The 3,076-nt window shown below is 71.6% G+C and carries 3 protein-coding genes; 1 reads left to right on the top strand and 2 read right to left on the bottom strand.

Annotation, left to right across the window (positions count from 1 at the left end; genetic code table 11):
• Positions 1-1,205: glycoside hydrolase family 3 N-terminal domain-containing protein (locus AB0M20_RS34855; protein ID WP_364304670.1), on the top strand; the 1,205-nt coding region annotated here is incomplete at its 5' end.
• A gap of 11 nt (positions 1,206-1,216) precedes the next feature.
• On the opposite strand, the gene AB0M20_RS34860 is transcribed toward AB0M20_RS34855, so the two are convergent.
• Both AB0M20_RS34860 and AB0M20_RS34865 read right to left on the bottom strand, forming a co-directional pair.
• Positions 1,217-2,050, bottom strand: coding sequence for a helix-turn-helix transcriptional regulator (locus tag AB0M20_RS34860; protein ID WP_364304672.1), 834 nt, complete (start codon positions 2,048-2,050; stop codon positions 1,217-1,219).
• 4 nt (positions 2,051-2,054) lie between these two features.
• Positions 2,055-2,978 carry an SDR family oxidoreductase gene (locus AB0M20_RS34865; RefSeq protein WP_364304674.1) on the bottom strand — a complete coding sequence of 308 codons (924 nt, stop codon included), beginning with the start codon at positions 2,976-2,978 and terminating at the stop codon, positions 2,055-2,057.
• Positions 2,979-3,076: the final 98 nt, after the last annotated feature.

Genomic DNA, 3,076 nt, shown 5'->3' on the forward strand with positions numbered 1-3,076 from the left:
GTAGCGTGTGGCCGATGGACCGGCGCTGGGGCTGTGGGCTGATGCTCGGTGCGCTCCTGCTCGCAACCGCCTGCTCGAGCGAGGAGCCGCCCCAGGCGGGGCCGTCGGTGCCGTCGGTCGCGCAGAGTCAGCCGCCGTCGGCGAGCCCGGCCCCGAGCGCGAGCGCTCCGGTCGAGCGGAGCTGCGAGGAGCAACTCGTCGGCAGGATGACGCCCGAGCAGCGGGCCGGGCAGCTGCTGATGATCGGCACCGAAGTGGACGACCCGGGCGGGCTGCGGGACGAGATCCGGCAGTTCCACCTGGGCGGCGTCTTCCTGCATGGCCGCAGCACCCGGCCGGCCGCCGCCCTCAAGAAGGACATCGCCGACCTGCAGGCCGCCGCGCAGCAGCCGCTCCTGGTCGCCCTCGATCAGGAAGGCGGCAGCGTGCAGACCCTGAAGGGCGCCGACTTCCCGCGGATCCCGTCGGCCGAGCGGCTCGGCGCCGGCCCGGTGGCACAGCTGCGCGCGGTGAACCGCGACAGCGCCCGGCGCCTGCGCGGCATCGGCGTCAACATCAACCTGGCACCGGTCGCGGACACCGTCCCCAAGTCGCTGGGTGAGGACAACCCGCCCATCGGCTCGTTCCACCGGCAGTACGGCGACGATCCCGCCGAGGTCGCGGCCGACATCGAGCAGGTGGTCGCCGCCTCGCAGGGCGAGCAGGTGCTGACCGTCATCAAGCACTTCCCGGGCCTGGGACGCACCCGGTTCAACACCGACACGTCCACCAAGGCGGTGGACAACACCGCCACGGTCACCGACCCATTCCTCAGGCCGTTCGCGGCCGGCATCAAGGCGGGCTCGGCCTCCGTGATGCTCTCCTCGGCGTCCTATCCCAAGCTCGACCCCTCGACCATCGCCGCCTTCTCGAAACCGATCATCACCGGCCTGCTGCGTGAGCGGATGGGCTTCGACGGCATGGTGATGTCCGACGACCTGGGCGCCGCCAAGGCGGCCGAGACCATCAGTCCCGGCCAGCGGGCCGTCCGGTTCGTGGCCGCGGGCGGTGACATGCCGCTGAGCATCGTGCCGGAGCACGCCGAACCGATGGCGAAGTCGCTGTCGGAGCAGGCCGCGAAGGACCCGGGCTTCGCGACGCGGGTGACGGAGGCGGCCCGGCACGTGGTGCGCGCGAAGATCCGTGCGGGGGTCGGGCGGTGCTGAGGAACGGGTAGCTAGATTTTCTGCTTGCCGATCACGGCCAGCAGGCGCAGCTTCTCCTGCGAGGGGCTGCCCGGCGTGGCGGTGTAGACCAGGAGCGACTGCCCGGTCTCCTGGTCGAGCAGGGTCTGGCAGTGCAGTTCGAGCTCGCCCAGGTCAGGGTGCTGGAACAGCTTCCGGGTTTCGTACGCCGGGGAGACGTGGTGCTCCTTCCACAGCGCGGCGAAGGCTGGGCTCGCCGCCAGCATCGCGTCGACCACGCCAGCCGCCCGCGACCCCGGGCCGTCCTGCGTGTAGACCTGACGCACCGCGGCCACGAAGAACCGGCTGAGGTGCTCGTGCTCAGACGACGGGTAGAGCGAGCGCGCGTCCGGGTCGGTGAACCAGCGGTACACGATGCTGCGGTTCATCCCGGTGTATTGGCTGTCGTCGCCGAGCAGCGCCACCCCCGCGCTGGTCCGGCGCAACGTCTCGCCGAGTCGTGAGATCACCTCGGCGGGGGTGTCGTCCAGCCGGTCGAGGATCCGCATCAACGCGGGACTGAGGTGCTCGTCCCGCCAGACCCGCTGCGGCGCCGCATGCCCGCCCAGGCGGAAGAGGTGGTCGCGCTCGGCCTGCGACAGGTGCAGCGCGCGGGCGATCGCGGCCAGCATCTGCTCGGACGGCTTCGGCCCGCGCTGCTGCTCGATCCGGCTGTAGTAGTCGGCCGACATCCCGCTCAACGCGGCCACCTCCTCCCGCCGGAGCCCACCGGTGCGGCGCCGCGGCCCGCGCGGCAGGCCGACGTCCTCGGGCTGCAGCGCCTGCCGCCGGGTGCGCAGGAAGTCGGCGAGCTGAACGCGATCCACGGCCCTAGTTTCCACGGTTCGCGAAGGTCACGTCCGACAGCTCGGCGGAGACGTCCCACAATCGGGCCGCCACCGAGGTGTCCCGGGCCGAGCGGTACATCCGCAGCCGCCGCGGCGCCCCGGTGAACTGCAGGAGCCCGCGCGGCCCGTAGAACTCCCCGCCGGCGGCACGCGGGCCGGTGGCCGCGTACAGGGCCGGCAGGATCCCGCGGTCGACGGTCTGCACCGGCCAGCCGAGCCCGCGGGCCCGCTTGAACATCGCGTCCATCGGCGACTGCCGCGCCCGGCCCAGGTTCGGCCCGGCCGCCTGCAGGTTCGTCGAGGTCAAGCCGGGGTGGGCGGCGTTGCTGGTGATGCCCCAGCCGTTGGCGCGGCTGCGCCGGTCCAGCTCGGCGGCGAAGAGCAGCGTGGCCAGCTTCGACTGGTTGTAGGAGCGCCACGCCGCGTACGACCGGGCGCCCTGCAGGTCGTCGAAGTGGATCCGGCCGGTCCGCGCCGCGATGCTGGACTGCGTCGTGACCCGCGCCCGCCCGGCGATGAGCAACGGCAGGATGCGGGCGGTCAGCGCGTAGTGCCCGAGGTAGTTGGTCTGGAACTGCAGCTCGAAGCCGTCACCGGTGGTCTGCCGCACCGGCGGGGCCATCACGCCGGCGTTGTTCACCAGCAGGTTGATCGGGCGGCCGTCGGCGTTGAGCTGGTCGGCCAGCGCGACCACCGAGGCCAGGACGGAGAGATCGAGGGTACGCAGGGAGACGTCGCCGCTGATCCGCGCCGCGGCCGCCGCGCCCTTGACCGCGTTGCGCACCGGGAGGATCACCTCGGCGCCGGCCCGGGCGAGCCGGGTGGCGATGCCCAGGCCCAGCCCGTCGCTGCCGCCGGTGACCAGAGCGAGCTTGCCGTGCAGGTCGGGAACTTCGATGTCGGTCATGTCACCAGCGTGGGCCGGTCCGAGGATCGGATGATCTTGATAAAATCTGGCTTACTCTGTAAGCTAGATTTATATTAAGTCATTACTTTCGAAGAAAG

This window comes from Actinoplanes sp. NPDC051633, assembly GCF_040681735.1.
Taxonomy (GTDB): Bacteria; Actinomycetota; Actinomycetes; order Mycobacteriales; family Micromonosporaceae; genus Actinoplanes.